The sequence below is a fragment of the Bacteroides sp. 4_1_36 genome (assembly GCF_003466325.1).
GTDB classification, from domain to species: domain Bacteria; phylum Bacteroidota; class Bacteroidia; order Bacteroidales; family Bacteroidaceae; genus Bacteroides; species Bacteroides uniformis.
Genome location: NZ_QSOX01000002.1, coordinates 26,683 through 45,639, shown reverse-complemented (window position 1 = coordinate 45,639; position 18,957 = coordinate 26,683). Strand labels below are relative to the sequence as shown.

At 46.2% G+C, this 18,957-nt stretch carries 18 protein-coding genes; 8 read left to right on the top strand and 10 right to left on the bottom strand.

Annotated features, from left to right (window positions below):
• The first annotated feature begins 64 nt into the window (after window positions 1–64).
• The 6 genes from DXD65_RS03005 (at window position 65) to DXD65_RS21190 (ending at window position 4,292) form a co-directional block, all read left to right on the top strand.
• The gene (locus DXD65_RS03005) at window positions 65–1,879 is read left to right on the top strand and encodes a bifunctional DNA primase/helicase (protein WP_117719907.1); all 1,815 of its coding nucleotides are present in this window, start codon (window positions 65–67) and stop codon (window positions 1,877–1,879) included.
• 130 nt (window positions 1,880–2,009) lie between these two features.
• Window positions 2,010–2,258 carry a DUF4248 domain-containing protein gene (locus DXD65_RS03000; RefSeq protein WP_034532858.1) on the top strand — a complete coding sequence of 83 codons (249 nt, stop codon included), beginning with the start codon at window positions 2,010–2,012 and terminating at the stop codon, window positions 2,256–2,258.
• 405 nt (window positions 2,259–2,663) lie between these two features.
• Window positions 2,664–3,179, top strand: coding sequence for an HU family DNA-binding protein (locus tag DXD65_RS02990; RefSeq protein WP_008664348.1), 516 nt, complete (start codon window positions 2,664–2,666; stop codon window positions 3,177–3,179).
• Between the two features lie 95 nt (window positions 3,180–3,274).
• Entirely contained in the window at window positions 3,275–3,388 is a 114-nt protein-coding gene (locus DXD65_RS20975; RefSeq protein WP_005837338.1) for a smalltalk protein, read from the top strand.
• A gap of 33 nt (window positions 3,389–3,421) precedes the next feature.
• Window positions 3,422–3,865, top strand: a complete 444-nt coding sequence (locus tag DXD65_RS02985; RefSeq protein ID WP_117589620.1) for an N-acetylmuramoyl-L-alanine amidase — start codon at window positions 3,422–3,424, stop codon at window positions 3,863–3,865.
• Between the two features lie 163 nt (window positions 3,866–4,028).
• Window positions 4,029–4,292 carry a hypothetical protein gene (locus DXD65_RS21190; RefSeq protein WP_055288649.1) on the top strand — a complete coding sequence of 88 codons (264 nt, stop codon included), beginning with the start codon at window positions 4,029–4,031 and terminating at the stop codon, window positions 4,290–4,292.
• Window positions 4,293–4,315: 23 nt separating this feature from the next.
• Here the strand turns inward: DXD65_RS21190 and DXD65_RS02975 are convergent, their stop codons facing one another.
• Window positions 4,316–5,359 carry a glycosyltransferase family 2 protein gene (locus DXD65_RS02975; RefSeq protein WP_227980127.1) on the bottom strand — a complete coding sequence of 348 codons (1,044 nt, stop codon included), beginning with the start codon at window positions 5,357–5,359 and terminating at the stop codon, window positions 4,316–4,318.
• A 5-nt stretch (window positions 5,360–5,364) separates the two neighbouring features.
• On the bottom strand, window positions 5,365–6,615 hold the full coding sequence (locus tag DXD65_RS02970; protein WP_117719908.1) for a glycosyltransferase family 4 protein: 1,251 nt from the start codon (window positions 6,613–6,615) through the stop codon (window positions 5,365–5,367).
• Between the two features lie 152 nt (window positions 6,616–6,767).
• Between DXD65_RS02970 and DXD65_RS02965 the strand changes: the two genes are divergently transcribed.
• Window positions 6,768–8,303, top strand: coding sequence for a lipopolysaccharide biosynthesis protein (locus DXD65_RS02965; protein WP_117887331.1), 1,536 nt, complete (start codon window positions 6,768–6,770; stop codon window positions 8,301–8,303).
• Here the strand turns inward: DXD65_RS02965 and DXD65_RS02960 are convergent.
• From DXD65_RS02960 to DXD65_RS02925, 8 genes are all read right to left on the bottom strand, one after another.
• The gene (locus tag DXD65_RS02960; RefSeq protein WP_009038295.1) at window positions 8,297–9,481 is read right to left on the bottom strand and encodes a glycosyltransferase; all 1,185 of its coding nucleotides are present in this window, start codon (window positions 9,479–9,481) and stop codon (window positions 8,297–8,299) included. The genes DXD65_RS02965 and DXD65_RS02960 overlap by 7 nt on opposite strands.
• 11 nt (window positions 9,482–9,492) lie before the next feature.
• On the bottom strand, window positions 9,493–10,533 hold the full coding sequence (locus DXD65_RS02955) for a glycosyltransferase family 2 protein (protein ID WP_008664343.1): 1,041 nt from the start codon (window positions 10,531–10,533) through the stop codon (window positions 9,493–9,495).
• A gap of 6 nt (window positions 10,534–10,539) precedes the next feature.
• On the bottom strand, window positions 10,540–11,574 hold the full coding sequence (locus DXD65_RS02950) for a glycosyltransferase family 2 protein (protein ID WP_022401194.1): 1,035 nt from the start codon (window positions 11,572–11,574) through the stop codon (window positions 10,540–10,542).
• Between the two features lie 16 nt (window positions 11,575–11,590).
• Window positions 11,591–13,492: an asparagine synthase C-terminal domain-containing protein gene (locus tag DXD65_RS02945; protein ID WP_022401193.1), complete on the bottom strand. Its 1,902-nt coding sequence runs from the start codon at window positions 13,490–13,492 to the stop codon at window positions 11,591–11,593.
• 37 nt (window positions 13,493–13,529) lie between these two features.
• Window positions 13,530–14,702 (bottom strand): glycosyltransferase, encoded by a 1,173-nt coding sequence (locus DXD65_RS02940; protein ID WP_087333077.1) that lies wholly within the window; start codon window positions 14,700–14,702, stop codon window positions 13,530–13,532.
• A 640-nt stretch (window positions 14,703–15,342) separates the two neighbouring features.
• Window positions 15,343–16,011: a bifunctional 4-hydroxy-2-oxoglutarate aldolase/2-dehydro-3-deoxy-phosphogluconate aldolase gene (locus DXD65_RS02935; RefSeq protein ID WP_022401191.1), complete on the bottom strand. Its 669-nt coding sequence runs from the start codon at window positions 16,009–16,011 to the stop codon at window positions 15,343–15,345.
• An 86-nt stretch (window positions 16,012–16,097) separates the two neighbouring features.
• Window positions 16,098–16,463 (bottom strand): four helix bundle protein, encoded by a 366-nt coding sequence (locus DXD65_RS02930; RefSeq protein WP_009038290.1) that lies wholly within the window; start codon window positions 16,461–16,463, stop codon window positions 16,098–16,100.
• A gap of 51 nt (window positions 16,464–16,514) precedes the next feature.
• Window positions 16,515–17,540 carry a sugar kinase gene (locus DXD65_RS02925; protein ID WP_005837352.1) on the bottom strand — a complete coding sequence of 342 codons (1,026 nt, stop codon included), beginning with the start codon at window positions 17,538–17,540 and terminating at the stop codon, window positions 16,515–16,517.
• A 341-nt stretch (window positions 17,541–17,881) separates the two neighbouring features.
• Between DXD65_RS02925 and DXD65_RS02920 the strand changes: the two genes are divergently transcribed.
• Window positions 17,882–18,937 carry a LacI family DNA-binding transcriptional regulator gene (locus DXD65_RS02920; RefSeq protein WP_005837354.1) on the top strand — a complete coding sequence of 352 codons (1,056 nt, stop codon included), beginning with the start codon at window positions 17,882–17,884 and terminating at the stop codon, window positions 18,935–18,937.
• Window positions 18,938–18,957: the final 20 nt, after the last annotated feature.

Below are 18,957 nucleotides of genomic sequence, written 5' to 3'. Positions count from 1 at the left end.
AAAAAGACAAAACAAGAAAACAAACAGGTTCTTTTGTTCTTATGTCAAACAAACTAAAATCATTATGAGAAATTTCCATCAACGCGGCATTGACACCCGCGGCCGCATCAGCGGCAAAATCAAGACCATCTGCCCGCAATGCAACGACACCCGCGGACACAAAGGCAACAAGTCACTCTCCGTAGACCTGGACAAAGGCCTGTGCTACTGCCACCACTGCGGCTACAAGCTCTACGTGCCCGACGATGCCGAAGAACGCCTCAAGCAGCAGCGCCGCGACATGCGCCGGAAACCCGCCGCACCGCCCCAGCACTTCCGCCGCCCCACCTTCGACCCTGCCCGGATGCAACTCTCCGAGAGCTTGGAACGCTACTGGACCACCGCGCGCTGCCTGCCGCAGGAACTGCTGCGTACCCTGCGCATCACCGAAGAGACGGTGCGCCTGCCGGAAAGCAACCAGGAGGAGAATTGCATCTGCTTCAACTACTTCGAGAACGGGACACTCGTCAACACCAAGTACCGCAGCGCCCTGAAGCACTTCATGATGGTGAAGGGAGCCGAGCTCATCCCCTACAACGTGGACAGCATCCTCGGCACCCCGGAGTGCATCATCACCGAAGGCGAGTTCGACGCGGCAGCCGTCATCGCCGCCGGACGCAAGGACGTCGTCTCCGTGCCCGCCGGCGCCCAGAGCAACCTCACGTGGCTGGACCGCTTCGTGGAGTCGCACTTCGAAGACAAGCAGGCCATCTACATCGCCGTAGACGAGGACCCGGCAGGGCAGTCGCTCCGGCAGGAACTCACGCGCCGCCTCGGAGTGGAACGCTGCCGCATCGTGCACTTCGGCGAGGGCTGCAAGGATGCCAACGAGCATCTGGTGAAATACGGCGCCGAAAGCCTCCGCATCTGCATCGAGCAAGCCGAAGAAGTGCCCCTGGAAGGCATCTTCACCGCCGAAGACTGCCGCGACGACCTGCGCTCCCTCTACGAGAACGGCCTGCAGCGGGGTGCCGACACCGGCTGGGACAACTTCGACGAACACTGCACCTTCGAGCCCCGCCGCCTGCTGGTGATGACCGGACGCCCCGGCGACGGCAAGTCCGAATTCACCGACGAGCTGGTGCTGCGCCTCTGCCTGCGCCACGAGTGGAAAATCGCCTTCTTCAGCCCCGAAAACATGCCCATCGCCTACCACCTGCACAAGCTGGCGGAGAAGCTGACCGGCCACCGCTTCACCCCCGGACCGGGCATGACGGAAGCCCTCTACGGGCAGGCAGTGGGCTGGCTGGACCGCAACGTGTCGCACATCCTGCCCGACGACGGGAGCTACGGCATCGACCACATCCTGGAGAAAGCCCGCCAGGTGGTGCGCCGCAAAGGGGTACGCATCCTCGTCATCGACCCCATGAACCGCCTGGAACAACGTCTGGAACCGGGGCAGACGGAAATGGACTACATCACCGACACGCTGAACAAGCTGGGACGCTTCGCCACCCGCAACCAGTGCCTCGTCATCCTCGTGGCCCACCCCCGCAAGGTGAACCGCAACGAAAAGGACGGCACCCTGCGCCGCGTCGAGATGAACGACATCAACGGCTCCGCCAACTTCGCCAACATGTCCGACTTCTGCCTCGTGGTAGACCGTAACGACACGAAACAGATAGCCACCATCTACATCGAGAAAGTCCGCTTCAAGCACCTGGGCAGTGCCCACACCGAGGCCAAATTCGTCTACAACCACCTGAACGGACGCTACTGGCCCTGCGAGGAAGACATCATCCACACCCCCCAAGGAGAGCGACCGGGACCGGTGAACACGCAGTTCGACAATGAGAATTGGTTGAAAAATAATGAAGAACAAGGCAGGTTATTCGAATAAAAATCCGTATCTTTACAAGACAGAAAAAGAGAATCCGTGCAAGCATGTGCAAACTGTGCAATCACAGGTTATCCGTGCAATCATGTGTTATCCGTATTAAAGAAAACATATAACCTGAACTTTAAAGAATATGATGAAAGAAAATGATTCCTTTGCAGAGCCCCGCTTCCCCGTCCGCAGTTACGGGAAAGGCGAACTCGCCATGTACTACCTTCCGGGCATTGCCCAGCAGACTGCCGTCAACCGGCTGAACGAATGGATACGCACCGCCCCCGGGCTGGAACAACGCCTGCTTGCCACGGGCATGAACCCCTATTGCCGACGGTACACGCCCGCGCAGGTGCAGCTTATGATCAATGTCTTCGGGGAGCCTTCTTAGAAGGTTCCCCACTTTTCACATAAATCCTCACCCCCACTCTGTCTATATGCTCACGCAATGCCTCGTTTTCAAGATTGGCATATACCACCACATCACGCACTTCATCAAAACGAGCTAAAACAGCACATATCCTGATTACTGTTTTCCAACATATTCCATGTCTTTTTATTCAGTTTACGCACATCTATGCGAATACAAATATACCTCCTATTTGTCACAAATCCAAAACAAAAGAAACAATAACCTCCCTTATCCTCTCCCAACCTCCTCCTGCCTCCCCCAACCTCCCTTCTTCCCTGCCCCATGTCCTATCTTTGTATCAACGAAACGGAACAGAAGCCATCGCCGCGGAGACACCTCCTTTCCCTTTCGGAATGAAACATTAACCATTAAACATCAACCATCATGTCAACAGCATTAGTAGTGCGCACACAGCGCCACAAGAAAATCGGGGACAGCAGCTCCCCCATGGTCTACACCCTGAAACGCAAGCCCCAAGATGCCAAAATCTTCGACCTTGCCCGCATCGCAAAAGACATTGAAGCCCTGGGCGCCATGTCGTCCGAAGACGTGGAGCACGTAGGCAAAGCCATCGTACGCCAGATGCGCCAGACGCTGACGGACGGCAACAGTGTCCGTCTGGACGGTTTCGGAATCTTCCACACCACCTTCAAGTGCCGTGCCACCGAACTGGCCAAAGACTGCACCGTAAAAAACATCGAGCGCGTCAACATCCGCTTCAAGGTAGCCAACACCCTGCGCTTAGTGAACGACAGCAACGCCACCACCAAAGGCGGAGCAAACAACCTCGTCTTCGAGCTTGTAACTGCCGACAAGGATAGCACCGGTAGCGGAAGCGGCGACAATAACCCCGATGGCGGAGGTTCCGACGGAGACCAGGGGGAGAATCCGCTGGGATAAAAAATAGGGGTTAGGGGTTAGCGATAAGCGATGAGCTTGTGTTCCCTAACCCCTACCCCTAATCACTAATCCCTAATCACTAACCATTAACCATTATGAGTACAAAATCATCAACCTGGGACAAGATTCTGAAAGTAATCATCGCTGTAGCTTCGGCACTTTTGGGTGCATTCAGCGCACACGCCATGAACAGCGGTGGTCCCCTTTAGCGCACAGCCCCCAAAGGCAAACAGTAGAAAGAAATGAGAAAAATCAACTTGATTGTGATACATTGCAGCGCCACGTGCGAGGACCGTCCCTTTACCGGGCAAGCTCTGGAAGCCGCGCACCGCCGACGTGGATTTGATGGCACGGGCTATCATTTCTACATCCGCCGTGACGGACAAATCCTGACCACACGCCCGGTCGAGAGGGCCGGCGCCCACGCCCGCGGCTACAATGCCCACTCTATCGGAATCGCCTACGAAGGCGGATTGGACCACTATGGGAATCCCAAAGACACACGCACGGAATGGCAGCGCCACTCGCTCCGCGTACTGGTCCGCGCTTTGCTGATGGACTATCCGGAAGCCAAAGTGGCGGGACATCGCGACCTCAGCCCCGACCGGAACAACAACGGAGAGGTGGAACCGATGGAATGGACGAAACAATGCCCGTGTTTTGAAGTAAAAAAAGAGAAGTGGTAACCAAGAAAAGAGAGGTGACAAAGCATGACAAAAGCTTTGCCACCTCATTTTTTATTCATACATTTGTTCTAATTAAGCAAAATGCGCATCAAACAAAGTTCAGCCGTATGAAGTACCCTATTGGAATACAGAGTTTTGAGAGCCTTATCAATGACGGATATTTGTGAAACTGCTGAAAGACAACAACTTCTGTCTGCCCGACCTTACGAGTGAAGGAGTGACTGCAGAGACACTGACAGACGTGGAGTCGTTCAAGGATAATCCCATTGCCGTGATTTACCAAAGCGGCTACCTCACGATAAAGGAATATGACGAAGAATTCAACATCTATCGGCTGGGATTCCCTAACAAGGAAGTGGCCGAAGGATTCATCAAATACCTGGTTCCCTACTACATGCCGATAAAGGACAGTGAATCCGTCTATTAATAGATGAACAACAATGCCACTTACTAAAAGTGAAACCAGCGCTTCACCTTATCCTTCAGATTAATACTCACAATGAACCGAATAACCCATATTTTAATCGACATCGGAAAGCTATAAAACAAAAGAAAAGGCAGGGCTTTAAAAAGAAATTTATTGAAATACCAATGCGATGGATAAGGAAACTTCCGGGACAACAAATTTGAAAGAAGCTTCTGTTTATCCACAGGAGAAACAAATTCGGAATTACCAATGCAATAACTATGATAAACACTCATCTTTAGAATATCATACATCAATCCATTGTAGAACGATTTATTACGAAGCCCATGAATCCATTCTGATTTTAATGACAAGGTGCCGACATATTGTTCTGACAGTTTTTGTGAATATCGCACACTCGTTACAGAATTTGGATTATAAGTATAAAATAAAGTGCAGTCCGAAACTAAGCAACAAGAACGCGCACACATAATCACTTGATACGTAAACCAAACATCATCAATCATATATCCATCAATACAACGTATATTGTTATTTCGCAGAAATTGGACCTTATAAAGTTTATTCCATGTAGCTACAAAAATTTCATGTCCTTGCCCATAGCGATATTCAGCCACAGCATAATCCCCGTCTTTTATCAATGTATCTTTATACCGATACCCACCCGGATAAATGTCTCCATCCCAAGTCTGGCGTTGAAAAGAACCGGCTATAAAATCAACTGAATACTGCTTCATCTTCTGATATAATATATCAATGCAATCAGGAGATATGACATCATCACTATCCATTATAAACAAATATTCTCCAGTAGCATTAGCCACCATTACATTACGAGCCGCCGCAGTACCTTGATTATATTTCTGATCAATAATTCTCACATTCTTTCCACGTGGATGCATGGATATTATCCGATGGACAATATCCATACTTTCATCTGTACCTTTGTCATCAACCAACAAATACTCAATATCAACAAAGGTCTGATTCAATGCAGATAACAAAGATTTCTCCACATAAGGTGCCACATTATATATCGGCATTGCAATTGTTACTGTATATTTCATATTTTTTACATTTGAACGGCTTTATCAAAAAGGCGGCACCAAAACCGGAAAAAGAAACGACAGTATTTATCCGGCACAACATACAGCAGTACTTTCTTCATACATAAAAGAAATAAAATACCAGGTATTGGAGCATCAATAGCATCCCTTAAATATATCTTCAAATCTTTAGTTACATACTTCCAAGAATGGACTTCACCGCGCATAATAGATTGAAATAAATTTATGGAAGATTGAATACTATATCGTTCTTTAATTACAGTAGCACCAGTTATTGCAAGTTTCTTACCAAACTCTGGTTCTAAATAAAGGCGTTCTAAAGCAGCAATGATTCCACCATAGCGATTTGCCACAAGTCCTCCTCGTAAATGTCCCACCACTTCTGCTTGAGAATTTTCAGAATAGGGCGTTTGATGAGTAACGACCGGCAAACCACACAAAATAGCTTCCGCTAATACAATACCAAATGTCTCTCCTATTCGTGCCATATGCAAAAATACATCCGATGCACCATAACATAGTCTCAACTTCTCATCTCCTATGAGTTTATCTGTAAGAAGAATCCTGTTTTTTACAGATTTATTTGGAAGTCTGCTAATTTTATGTACCACAGAAGGGGAAGCTCCAACCAGCCAAAGTAAAGCACGTGGATATTTCTTATGAAAATCTATAAAAACATCAATAATCTTATGATTCCATTTCCCATTATAAGGTTGCCCAACACGCAACAAGACAAAATCATCAGGGGCAATACCATAGCTCCTACGAGTATCCTCACGCTCAACCAAACTACACGGATAAAAATTGGAAACATTTATAGCATTTGGTAAAATAGTCTTAGAAACTCTCTTCGTAGAAGGAAATTGTGAATAATACCACAAACACCATTGGGACAACTGTAACGATGAGCTCAAATAGGGAGTAAATTTTGTAGGAGTACAAAAGACATTCTGCTCATATATACGAGCACCCGGGAAAAGATTATGAATCAACATAAAGGCCTCCATACTCACTCTCAATGAATGTAAATGAATGACATCCGGAGTCCAACCGGAATTTTTCAACTCATGCAGTTCACTATATGAATACATAACTTCAATACCCAATTGGCGCAGATTTTCAGCACGCTCCCCCCCTTCAGAAGAAGCATACACCTTTACATCATATCCACAACGCATCAAACCTATTGAGAAATTTTCAGCAGTACGCTCGGTTCCTCCAATACCTAATCCACAAACAACAGTCAGTATCTTCATCCTACAAATTATATCAATACCACAATCTACGATTATTTATATCAAATACCCTTTTGACAAAATTAGCAATAAAATCTAAGAATAAAATACATTTCACTTTTTATTCCCTTAAAATTATTTTTATGTATTTTTGCAGAGTAATAACAGAACTTATGCCTCACGAGTCACGCCTTAAAAAATCATTGCTTAATGCCCGGGTTAATCTCATTTTTTATTTCCTGAGTTTAGCCCTATCATTTTTTTCCAGAAAAATCTTTCTGGATGCATTGGGCGCAGACTTTATGGGGCTGATAGGTACACTGAACAATCTCTTGGGTTTTCTGAACCTTGCAGAATTGGGTATCAGCACAGCCATCGGCTACGTTCTGTATAAACCCCTCTTTGAACACGATGAAAAGAAAATCAATGAAATAATTTCCGTTTTCGGTTTCATCTACCGCCGTATCGGTTTTATCATTCTAAGTGCAGGATGTGCCTTGGCATGCTTCCTGCCCTTGATATTCCCCAATAATGTCTTTGATTTAGGCGTCATCTATTTTGCATTTTTCTCGTATCTGACCACTTCACTAATAGGATATTTTGCCAATTACAAGCAAACCCTTTTGGGAGCAGACCAGAAGAACTATGTAGTGACAGCCTATTTTCAAAGTGCCGTACTGATAAAGACTTGTCTGCAAATGGGATTAGTCTATTATACGGGCAACTATTACCTATGGATTAGCCTGGAACTTCTGCTGGGCATTGTCTATTCCATTATCCTGAACTGGAAAGTCAACCAGGTATACCCTTGGCTGAAAAGCGAAGTGAAACAAGGAAAGCTGCTTTTCAAGAAATATCCGGAAGTAACCCGGTATACCAAACAGCTCTTTGTCCATAAACTGGGCAGTTTCGTACAGTTCCAAACCACTCCCTTTCTGGTATATGCCTTCGTCTCACTCAAAACTGTGGCTTACTATGGGAACTATACGCTCATTATTGATAAGATAAGTATATTTATCAGCAACCTATTAGGGAGTACCAATGCAGGAGTAGGTAACCTGATAGCCGAAGGTGATTCCAAACGTATCCAGCAAGTATTCTGGGAGTTGATGGGTATCCGTTTCTTGATAGCCGGAACCATTTCATTTGCCCTGATTCGACTGACCGGCGCTTTTATTTCATTATGGCTAGGAAGTGAATACGTATTGCCCCAACATATTCTGTATCTGATTATCATCAACTCGTTCATCAGCTACACCCGAGGTGCCATAGACCAATTTACCTATGGGTATGGTTTATTTCAAGATACTTGGGCTCCCATTGCGGAAGTAATCATCAACCTGACTGTTGCCATCATTGCCGGACATTTTTGGGGACTGCCGGGAATTTTGATGGGCAACATAACCAGTCTATTTCTCATCATAGTCATTTGGAAACCTTACTTTCTTTATTCGCAAGGATTCAAAATACCCGTTCTTCACTATTGGATGGGCTACATCAAGCATCTGCTGATTATACTGCTGCCGGGAATAGTATGCTACCATCTCTATCCAAGCAATGACTTTACACCGGAAAGCTCTTTTACACATTGGATTCTCTATGGAATGATTCTGATTTCCACTTATGGGATATTAACCTGCTCGTTGCTCTATCTTTTCACTCCGGGCATACGTGCATTCGCTCACCGGATACTGAAAAGGCATCATTGACGAGCTGTTGATTTCAGTCGGTCAAAGGCATTTTCCCACTCGTCCGCCACATTCTGTATGTCAAAGCGCCTCACATACTGCACACAATTTTTTGACATCTCCCTGCGCAGTTCTTCATCTTTCATCAATGAGCCCAACTTCCGGGCAAACTCCTTATGCGAGAACGGAGGAACCAACAATCCGTTCTTCCCATCATCAATAATATCTGTGATAGCTGCATACGAATTGAACGCCACCGGAACCGCCCCGAATGTCATGGCTTCGGTCAATACCATTCCCCACCCTTCAAAGTCACTCGTCAGACATAGGATGCTTGCATCCCGGTAAAATGGTTCAGGGTCTTGCCAACCGGTGAAAACAACCCGTTCCATCTTTAAGGCTTTCTGTTCCAATGTCTGCCTTATCGGCCCGTCTCCCACAATGACCAACTCCCAATCGGGAAATTTTTTATATATACGCTTCCAGATATCAATCAGCCGTCCTACACGCTTCTGGCGCCACTCTATCCGGCCTACATACAATATCTGCTTCTTCTTGAGAAAATCTGTATTTTCTTGAGCAGGATATGTATTCGGATTGGGGATGGCAATCACCCGGCTCAAATCTTTTGAATATATCTGCCACAAATCAGGAAGAAATTTCAAGGAAAGTAAACATAATGCATCTGTATATCGAAAAATGCCTCCATAATCTGATTGTAATGTACGCTTGTAATCATACTTAAGCATGGGAATTTTGAGGATACGGGCCACCTTTCTGATTTTTCCCATGATTGTGTTTTTTCCTGATACCCACATTACGAACTCTCCCAAATGATGATATATGCCAAGAGGATTATAATGTATCACGGAAATAATATACACGTCCCGCAAGGTTTTAGAGAAGGAATATAATGTATAATAAGTCTGCGGGTCCTGGTCTATGACCATATCAATACGGTGCTCTTGCAGGAAACTACGGAAAAACAACCCGTTCTTTTCTACTTCCCGAACCTGATATGGGAAAAAATAAGAGGATGCAGGATATGCATAATCCATGCGGCTTTCATCCCGCACACTATGTAAACAAAGAACATGGTGTCCCCGTCTTATGAATTCACGGCACAAAAGGTCACTTACTCTTTCAATCCCTCCCCGTTGGGGATGGAACATGACAGGATGTATAAACAAGATATTCATAATGCCCTCCGTTATTTCGCTCCAAACATTTTCTTGAATTTTATACCTGACAAGAAACGCATCCACCCATCAAAAGCCGATGCCCCCACCCTGCAAAGCAAGAATTTGCCCAACACATCCGCTTTATACTGTGGAAGAAAAAATCGTCTTATCCATTCTTTGTCTGATAAAAGGACTTGATGTAAAAAAGACAACCGTTCCTGCCGGGTATACTTATGCTCTGGTTTATAGATGGCCAAAATCACTTTATGGAAAAAGACAGTCAATGAATTCCATGTTCTATCCAGTGAGCTATCCTCCAAATTAAATTTCTTTTGATACACATAGACCCTTTCCAAAAAATTGGAGAATGCTGCATATTCTGCCGGAAAGCTGTTTATACGCACAGACAACACATCTACAGAATACCCTACTCTATAAACGTAATTATTGTAATCACGAATAACCATAAAATCCGCATACATCAGGTAGTCCAACATAAACAGCATATCTTCCAGTCCGGAAACAAAAGGAACAAAGCCCACCCGGTATTGCTTGATAATCCGATGGTCGTATAGCTTGCTGCCTGCGTACGCAACACGCTTGTCTATCAAGTCTGTCAATATAAGATACATCTGTTCCGAAGCTATATCTTGTTCGGGAACGTGAAACGTTTGAAAGTCCCCATTTGGCAGATACGCATCAAGAGAACCGACTATTACTCCCTCCTTCGTTTTATCGGCAGGCAATGCACCGTACAGCCTTTCAAGATAACAAGGCTTTACATAATCATCTGAATCAATAAAGGTTACATATCTTCCACGAGCATTCATCAAACCAGTATTCCGGGCACAGCTCAATCCTGCATTAGCCTGATGGAACACCCGTATCCTCATATCCTTCCCGGCATACTCTTCACAAATCTCCCCGCAACAGTCAGGGCTCCCGTCATCTACCAGCAACAGCTCAAAATCCGTAAAGGTCTGTGCAAGAATACTGTCAATGCACTGGGGCAAGTACTCTTCTACCTTATAAACGGGTACTATAACGGATATTTCCGGAAGATTATTCATATTCGCTCATTTTGCATGAAACACTGCCTTCATTTTTATAGACAACACCAACAAATAGTAGGCTGACTTTACAAAAGCCTTAAAATACAGATAGCCGGCATACGTAGGAAGCACATAATGGATGTTCTGCAACATCAGCTTCCATTCGGGACGCAGGCCCGTCATCTCCAACAAAGACGCATACTTTTTGTTCCTGAATACCAAATAACTCTGATAATGAAAGGATGTGTCTTTCGTGAAATACAGAATACGGTCAAAATATTTCGCCTTCAGACTCTCAAAGTATATATATATCAGCCGGTTATCCTGCAAACACCGGGAAGACCGGATAAAGTCGTAGATATAACCAAGCACCAGCACACGACATTCCAAATTACGCATAGACGGCGCTCGCATGATGGAATCTGGCTGCATGGAATAATAGTAAGTGGTCTCATTGACGACATACATACTTTGAGACATACATGCCAACTTAAATGACCATAAATCATCCTCGTGTACAATGCCCTCCTGGAAGTAGAGTTTATGCTGCAAAACGAGGGGACGACTCACCAGCTTGTTCCATGCCATGACATACCATTTTCCCTGCACATAAGTGGAAAGTACAAGAGCATTCCCTTCATAAAACCCGGTGCCTAATGATAAAGGAGGAGCCCAACGTCTGGCGCCGGTCACCTCGTAATTGCCTATCACAAAATCCGGTCGCTTCTGCACCGCTGCATCCGCCAAAAGCTCTATTGCATTCGCTGAAATATAATCGTCGCTATCCAAGAAGTACAGATAATCGCCAACAGACGCTGAAATACCGGTGTTTCTTGCAGCAGAAAGCCCTCTGTTCTCTTCATGTTCCAGACATCTCACCACCGCTCCGCGCGGATGCGAAGCCACCACCCGTCTGACTATCTCCATAGAGTTATCCGGAGTGCAGTCATTCACAAGAATGACTTCCAAATCCGGCCAGGTCTGGTTCAACACAGACAGCAGACACCGTTCTATGTACTTGGCAACATTATAAACCGGAACAATAATGGAAACTTTCATACTTTCAATCATATTTTCAGAATTTCACCTCATGGCCTTCCACAAACTCTTCCCACCACACAACAAGCGTCAACAGGTTGAAATATTGCAAAGCCTTGTTCTGCCTATGCCAGAACCAACCGCCCTCCTTCTCTGCAACTTGTTCATAATCTGTAAGAAACTTCTCCACTGCATCACGACGCAGATAGTTGTCCATAATGCCGGAAGCAAGAATAAATTCCTTAAAGAAAGCACGTCGGGCCCTATCACGGAAGAACAGTGGCATAGGTGCAAAACCGCCCTGCTTCTTCTTCAAGGTAATGGCCTCGGGAAGTAAAGGTTTATAATGGTGCTTTAACAGATATTTAGAAACGGAACGACCCCGCGCAATGTCCAGTACACTGTTGCCCCTGCACTTCAACCCTACCGGCAGCTCCTGCAGGAAATGGAAAAGCTCCAGGTCCATAAAAGGATACGTCAGATTGTTACCGAACATGCGTGCCATGCTGGAAGCCTTGAAAAGAATGATACGGTTGATTACAGTCTCCAAATCGGAAAGAATGGCATGCTGCGCATAAAGATGCTCGAAACTGTGGATATCGGGCCGTAGTGATTTTACCGGCTCAAAATCTTCTTTCGGATTTTGCAGAAGGGCACACAAGGCAGAATCGGAGAAGCCGAAACGCTCCCCTTCCAGAATATGAAGTATCTTATCCAAATGGAAATTGATGCGGGAAAGCTTTCCACCGGTATCAAAGGTTTCATGCTCCAGCAGACGGCTGATGCCACGTAGCAAGGGACGCAATCCTATGCGGGCGGATAGATAATGCAACGCCACTTCGCGACCGGAAGTACCGAAATACTGGTCACTGCCGTCACCTCCCAGAATCACGTCGGGCTTGTCATCGCCTATCATGCGCATGGCACAATAGTTTACCATCAGCCCGCCTTCCATAAAAGGCTCACCCAGAAAACGGACAATGTCGGGCAAGGCACTGGTTTCCGTACCGTCAATCTCGTACTCGTGGTGGCGGGTACCAAAGGTTTCAGACATCAGACGGGCCATGGGCAGCTCCGTCCAGGCATCTCCTTTAAAGCCCACGGAATAGGAGTCAATCTGGCCGTCGTAAATGCTGCGCAGCGCAGCAAGGTTTGAACCGGAATCATAGCCGCCACTCAGCAGGATACCTACCCTGCGGCTATGGCCGATACGCCGGCGGATGGCTTGCGCATGCAATTCTCCATAACGGCGGGAATAGGCCTCGACATCCGGATTCCGTTCAGTAGCCACCTTGGGTTCATGCTCAAAAACGCTGTCGCGCTTCAGACAATAAATGTCATCTGCCACCTTTTCATATAAGCCGGGATTTCTTTCCTTCAGCGAATCAAACATGGAATGTACGTTCGCTTGTGTCTCTAACTTTACAGAAGCCCAAACCGGCATCAGATAACCAAGCTCTGTCAACATGTAGAACTTTTCGCCGGCACCTAAAGAATGAACATCGAATAGGGCGAAATTATTCTTCTTCAAAATGCCACGCTGAAGGAATGTACTCAATGAAACCAGATTAGGCTCGAAATTTTCTTCCAGTTGGTCCTCTAAAAATTGCCAGGAAGTGGCAAAATTACCATCAATGTGACAATAGACGGGATAATGCGTGCCATGATGGTCGCGCACCACTCCGCATTCATTTTCTGAATAATATACTATGGTGAACGAACCGTCCAGGCGTGAAAAGCCATATGCCGGATCGGATAGAAACGCATCAGCAGCAAGCTTGGCATTGGTATCATCCGGAGTTGCCTGCAAGGTGTCCCGATTATACAAAGTTCCGAAAAAGAAAAGTCTCAGATTATAACTTTCAAAAGAAGATTCCGGCTCTTCTCCCTCTACACAGACTGTACGCCAATCTTCTAAAGTGATTTTTCCGTATATCATTTGTTTGCTTATAGACTTGTTTATTGTGTATCCCTTTCTATTTTTCCGCCACCCCATGCCTGGTATGTATAAAGGTCTTGTTCGCCCCCCTCAGCTTGAAGATGTTTCCTGCCATCAGCAGGAATGTATAGGGTATCTTTTGCAGGGCCATTGCCAGGCGGCTGGTGCAGAACCTTTTGGGAACGGCAACGAGCAGTGCGACAGCGAGCAACACCAAGAGCAGCCACCACTTCAGCCCCCATGTCCAGCGATAAACCGTAAACAACACGGAGAAGAGGAACGTGAACCCCATCAACAGCAGGCGGGGAATGGAAAGCTGCTGGAAAAGCTTGTCGCAGAAGTCCCAGTTACGCGCAGCAAGCGCCTTCCACAGAAACTTGGCGAAGGTCTGGCAGTAATGCCATTGTGCCGAAAGCCAACGGCGGCGCTGACGGGAGAAATCACCGGTGTTCTGTATCTTCTCATCGAACACAAAGGTTTCGGGCAGATAATAAAAACGTTTGCCGCGATAGAGCAGGGTCAGCTCCAATTCACGGTCGAAACCGCCCACAGCCTTGATATCCGCCATCGTATCACGAAACAAGTCATAACGGAACGCCATACCGGAACCGATAAGGGCAGCCGACAAGCCCAGCTTGGCATGCCCCAGACGGAAAATGGTATTGTTGATTTCCTCACTGATGGCATCGAGCAGGGCCATGTCATTGTTCAGGTTCTTGGCACTCCGGTGGGTCTGCACAATCTCGACTTCCGGATTGGCGAAGAGGTCGTTAATATCACTCAGATAATCGTAAGGGATGACATTGTCCGCATCGAGCACCAAAGCGATGTCATAGTCATTGCCGATGGCAGCCATGGCGGCATTCAGAGATTTGGACTTGGTGCTTTTCTCAAAATGCACTTCAACCAGGCGGACAGGAAGCACAGCGAGGGAAGCGTTGGTTTCGGGCTGCATACGGTCCGAAATGACAACCGTATCAAAACAGTCGGCGGGATAATCCTGCTCCAGACATGAATGGACGCACTCGTGTATCACGGCATCTTCGCGGTAGGCAGGAATCAGTATGGCAAAACGCTTGTGTTCCTTGGCTGGAGGGGGCAGAGGCAGGTCACGCCGGCGTGACGCCAGACTGTAAACCAATAGATACAGTATGTTTATTGCAAACCATATGTATAAAAGCCAATCGAATATATTCAATATATGTTCCAAATTCAGAGCTATTTAAGCTTTAGAGTTGCTGCTTGTTTTTAATGGGTATCCGACACAAAGATACAAAAAAGAAGTAGAGTCCGGACAAAATATACAAAAAATGCGAAGAATATAGGAATAAAAAAACGAGCAAGCTCTCACGAACCCCTCGCCCCTGTAAGAAAAGCCTTAAAGGCTTTTCTTTTAAACTGCGTCAATGTTACCTAAAAATCAATCTTTCTCTTTACCTGAAAAATAAAACTTCAATTACCTATTCTGAAAACTTCAAAATCCAATTTTTACCTTTACCTAATTTACCTATTTATTCAAAACATTTAGCTTATGAAAAAAATCTATTTTCAATCCTTTTACCTAACAACTAATATCCTTTATTGAAAACTGTTTTTATTATTTATCAAATCCAAATGCAGTTTCCCAACTGCACTGCAAAGGTAAGTGTTTTATCCGCACGCGCAAAACGCCGGCACATTTTTCGCGCGTTTTATAACATTGTTTTAGAGTTTAAGAGTACAGTTTACACTTATAAACATTTTATTGTTCATCGGGAGTATACTTTCCAGTAAAAAACAAACCACCGAAGCGCCGAAACGCTTCGATGGCTGTCCCCTTTAAACACCTTTAAACAAAATGAATTTCTTCTTTATTTTCTTGCTTCGGCAATATAACCTAACGCTTCTTTACATTTTTCCGTAACATAAGTCCAGTCTTCAGCAGCGACCTTATCCTTCGGGAAGAGTTTGGAACCCATACCTACGCAGAACACACCCGCCTTAATCCAGGAGGTCAGGTTTTCCTGAGTCGGCTCCACTCCACCGGTCACCATCAGCTTGGACCAGGGCATCGGAGCCAGCAAACCTTTCACGAGTTTGGCACCAAGCACGTCGCCCGGAAATATCTTGCAGAGGTCGCAACCTGCTTCTTGCGCGAAACCTACCTCTGAAACGCTGCCGCACCCCGGAGTATAAGCTACCAGACGACGGTTACAAATCTTAGCAATCTCCGGGTTGAACAACGGGCCTACAACGAAACATGCACCCAACTGCAAATACAGCGCCGCAGTAGCAGGGTCAACGATGGAACCTACACCCATAGCCATCTCCGGGCACTCTTTTGCCGCAAACTTCACAACCTCCGCAAACACCTCGTGGGCAAAGTCACCACGGTTCGTGAATTCGAACGCACGAACACCTCCATCGTAACAAGCCTTTACAACTTTCTTTGCAACTTCTGCATCCTTATGATAAAAGACGGGCACCATGCCGGTAGAACCAATCTTATTCAATACTGCGATTTTATCAAATTTACTCATCTTTTTATTTACGATTTGACGATTTACGATTTACGATTAATATTACTTTACTTTATATCTATTCTTTTTATTTACGATTTGACGATTCAAACTTCCTTTGCTAACCGATTTCTTGTAGTGACAATAGAACTCACTATTATTTTATACAATTCATGCGCCTCTTGTTGCAACCCAAGCAGTTTATTAGCAGGAATCATCTCACTTTCAGCAATAATTTCCAACCAGTGTATAGTTTCATCCAGTTCTTCCTCTACCATTTTCAGTTTATTCAGAAAATCCTTATCAGACTTTTCCAAACAAGCTGCCCTATAATTGGCAGCAGGTGAAGTCCCTGAACGCACTATTTGTTTAGCTATAGCCATTGACGAAATCCGATTAGGCATACAATCTACCATCTTGATTATTCTCAAAGAGAACACCTTCAATCGTATTTTCAATTCCTCCGAGTTCACTGTAGAAGTAATTTCAATCGTACATCGTAAATCGTCAAATCGTAAATGAGCTTAGCGTTGTACTCGTCCGCTTGCATCCCCTCCTGCCAGCGCTTCTACCTCTTCTGTGGAAACAAGGTTGAAGTCACCGTTGATAGTGTGCTTCAAGGCGGAAGCGGCTACTGCAAATTCGAGGGCGGCACCCTGGTTGGGTTTTGTCAGCAGGCCGTGGATGATACCACCTGAGAAAGAGTCGCCGCCACCTACGCGGTCGACGATAGGATTGATGTCGTAACGCTTTGACTCGTAGAATTCCTCGCCGTTGTAAATCATTGCTTTCCAGCCGTTGTGGGTAGCGGAGAAAGACTCGCGCAACGTAGAGATTACGTATTTGAAGCCGAATTCCTTCGCCATCGCCTTGAAGATTCCCTTGTAGCCTTCAGCGTCCGTCTTGCCGCCTTCCACGTCTGCATCGGGCTTGAAGCCCAGACAGAGTTCAGCATCCTCTTCATTGCCGATGCAGACATCCACATACTGCATCAAAGGCTTCATGATGGACTGGGCTTTTTCTTTGGTCCAGAGTTTTTTACGGAAATTGAGGTCTACCGACACCGTAACGCCGTGACGTTTGGCAGCCTCGCAAGCCAGGCGGGTCAACTCGGCGGCCTTGTCGGAGATGGCGGGAGTGATACCTGACCAGTGGAACCAGTCTGCACCTTCCATGATGGCATCGAAATCAAAGTCTGCCGCATCTGCCTCAGCAATGGCAGAGTGTGCACGGTCATAGATTACCTTACTGGGACGCATGGAAGCACCGGTCTCAAGATAGTAGATACCTACACGGTCACCACCACGCGCAATGAAATCCGTCTTTACGCCATACTTGCGCAATGCGTTGACAGCCGACTGGCCTATTTCATGTTTCGGCAACTTGGTTACAAAATAAGCATCATGCCCGTAGTTGGCACAGCTGACAGCCACGTTGGCCTCGCCGCCGCCATATACCACATCAAAAGAGTCGGACTGCACAAAACGGGTGTTTCCCGGAGTAGACAGCCTCAGCATGATTTCACCTAATGTAACTACTTTCTTTCCCATAATCTTTCTATGTTTTATTTTAATATGAAATTAATTTGTTTCCTTTCAATTTATCATTTCGAGGTATAAACAGAACCTAAACACCTGAAACTATGGAGAGTAAATCAAAATAATATTCGTTCTTCATAGTCTTCGTGTACGGGCACAAAGATACAACAATTTTTGAAATACAAAAAATTATCATATATTTGTATCGAAAATATTAAGATTATAATTGTGTGCGAGCACAAGAAGATGTACGATGGGACGATTTACGATTAGACGATTGAGATTACATTGTAGAATCGTAGCCAAAGCAACATCAATCGTACATCGTAAATCGTTAAATCGTAAATATACAGATGGAAAGAGTCAGAATAAAGGATATCGCCAAGATGGCCGATGTATCCGTGGGAACCGTCGACCGTGTGATTCACGGGCGTAGCGGTGTGTCCGAGTCCAGCCGGAAGCGGGTGGAAGAAATCCTGAAACAACTGGATTACCAGCCCAATATGTATGCCAGTGCACTGGCTTCGAACAAGAAGTACGCATTTGCCTGCCTGCTGCCGCTACACGAGAAAGGCGAATACTGGACAGACGTGGAAACGGGCATACACAACGCCGTAGAGACTTACTCTGACTTCAACGTGGCCGTGCACCTCTCCTACTATGACCCGTATGACTATCATTCATTCGCGGAAGCCTCCGGACAGATTCTGGCACTGGAGCCGGACGGAGTGATGTTTGCCCCCACCGTTCCGCAATACACCAAGCCCTTCACGGATGAGCTGACGCAACATAATATACCTTATATATATATAGACTCCAACATAAAGGAAGAGCCCGCCCTCTCCTTCTACGGGCAGAACTCGCACCAGAGCGGATATTTTGCCGCCCGCATGCTGATGCTGCTTGCCGGAGAAGACGCGCAGGAAATCGTCATCTTCCGCAAGATAAATGAAGGCATCGTGGGGTCGAACCAGCAGGAACGCCGCGAAATAGGCTTCCGCGAATACATGCAGGAGCATCATCCCGCCTGCCGCATCTGGGAACTGGACCTGCATGCCAAGCGCGACAGCGAGGACACACTGATGCTGGACGAGTTCTTCCAAGAGCATCCTACCGTAAAGAACGGAATCACCTTCAACTCCAAAGCATACATCATCGGGGAATACCTGCTGAAGAAGCAGAAAAAAGACTTCAACCTGATGGGCTACGACCTGCTGCAACGCAACGTAGACTGCCTGAAGCAGGGAAGCATCTTCTTCCTCATAGCACAGCAGCCCACCCTGCAAGGATTCGACGGCATCAAGGCCTTGTGCGAATACCTGATTCTGAAGAAGGAAATCACAAGGGAGAACTTCATGCCGATTGACTTGCTGACGAAGGAGAATATAGAGTTTTATTACAACAAATAGTTGCATGTACAATGTACCAT

Excerpts from the sequence above, each read along its gene's own strand:
- DXD65_RS03000 (WP_034532858.1), top strand. The coding sequence starts at position 2,010 with ATGATGAAAGAAAATGATTCCTTTGCAGAGCCCCGCTTCCCCGTCCGC.
- DXD65_RS02945 (WP_022401193.1), bottom strand. The coding sequence starts at position 13,492 with ATGATATACGGAAAAATCACTTTAGAAGATTGGCGTACAGTCTGTGTA.
- DXD65_RS02950 (WP_022401194.1), bottom strand. The coding sequence starts at position 11,574 with ATGAAAGTTTCCATTATTGTTCCGGTTTATAATGTTGCCAAGTACATA.
- DXD65_RS03005 (WP_117719907.1), top strand. The coding sequence starts at position 65 with ATGAGAAATTTCCATCAACGCGGCATTGACACCCGCGGCCGCATCAGC.
- DXD65_RS20975 (WP_005837338.1), top strand. The coding sequence starts at position 3,275 with ATGAGTACAAAATCATCAACCTGGGACAAGATTCTGAAAGTAATCATC.
- DXD65_RS02990 (WP_008664348.1), top strand. The coding sequence starts at position 2,664 with ATGTCAACAGCATTAGTAGTGCGCACACAGCGCCACAAGAAAATCGGG.
- DXD65_RS02920 (WP_005837354.1), top strand. The coding sequence starts at position 17,882 with ATGGAAAGAGTCAGAATAAAGGATATCGCCAAGATGGCCGATGTATCC.
- DXD65_RS02955 (WP_008664343.1), bottom strand. The coding sequence starts at position 10,533 with ATGAATAATCTTCCGGAAATATCCGTTATAGTACCCGTTTATAAGGTA.
- DXD65_RS02965 (WP_117887331.1), top strand. The coding sequence starts at position 6,768 with ATGCCTCACGAGTCACGCCTTAAAAAATCATTGCTTAATGCCCGGGTT.
- DXD65_RS02960 (WP_009038295.1), bottom strand. The coding sequence starts at position 9,481 with ATGAATATCTTGTTTATACATCCTGTCATGTTCCATCCCCAACGGGGA.
- DXD65_RS02985 (WP_117589620.1), top strand. The coding sequence starts at position 3,422 with ATGAGAAAAATCAACTTGATTGTGATACATTGCAGCGCCACGTGCGAG.
- DXD65_RS02935 (WP_022401191.1), bottom strand. The coding sequence starts at position 16,011 with ATGAGTAAATTTGATAAAATCGCAGTATTGAATAAGATTGGTTCTACC.
- DXD65_RS02975 (WP_227980127.1), bottom strand. The coding sequence starts at position 5,359 with ATGAAATATACAGTAACAATTGCAATGCCGATATATAATGTGGCACCT.
- DXD65_RS02970 (WP_117719908.1), bottom strand. The coding sequence starts at position 6,615 with ATGAAGATACTGACTGTTGTTTGTGGATTAGGTATTGGAGGAACCGAG.
- DXD65_RS02925 (WP_005837352.1), bottom strand. The coding sequence starts at position 17,540 with ATGGGAAAGAAAGTAGTTACATTAGGTGAAATCATGCTGAGGCTGTCT.